At 65.9% G+C, this 625-nt stretch carries 1 protein-coding gene; it reads right to left on the reverse strand.

Going from position 1 to position 625, the window contains the following annotated elements:
• The coding region (locus AC1DTN_RS38250; RefSeq protein ID WP_477925390.1) for an acyl-CoA dehydrogenase family protein at positions 1-593 on the reverse strand (593 nt) is incomplete at its 3' end.
• Between the last annotated feature and the right edge of the window lie 32 nt (positions 594-625).

Raw genomic sequence — 625 nt, forward strand, 5'->3', positions numbered from 1 at the left:
CCGATGGCGAATGCGTTCTCCTGCGGAACCCTGCAGTTCTCGAAGCTGATCGCGTTGTTCTGGCACAGCCGGTGCCCGAGTTTGGAGATCGGCGGCCCATAGCTGACGCCGGGCGTTCCGCGCGGCACCACGATGGCGCTCAACCCGGTCGTGCCGCCCTTTTGGGGGTCCGTCCGGACGATGCACACATTGACGTTGGCACCCTTCAGGTCCCAGCCGCCGGCATTGGCAGGCCAGTACTTTGTCCCGTCGAGGACATATTCCCCTCGACCCTTGTCGAGTTTCGCCATCAGGCTGACGCCCGCCGGATGCGTGCCCGGGTGGTCGAAGTTGGCGGTGCCGCCGGGCGATCCGGCAGCCTCGCTCACGACCCATCCGGCCAGGTACTCGCCCCGCGGGTCGCTGGTTGCCTCGCGCAGCCACTTTTGCTTCTGCGCATTGCTGCCGAACCAGACCAGCGGCATCAGTGCGAGGCCGTTGACCAGCAGCACCGTGGCGAATCCGGGATCGACCGCCGTGATCTCCTCGGCCACGATCTGCAGGTCGACATTGCTCACCCCGCCGCCGCCATACTCCCTGGGCAGGAAGCCCATGGCGAATCCCAGTTTGTGGCACTCGACATAGG

The sequence above is a fragment of the Rhizobium sp. 01T444 genome, assembly GCF_056398305.1.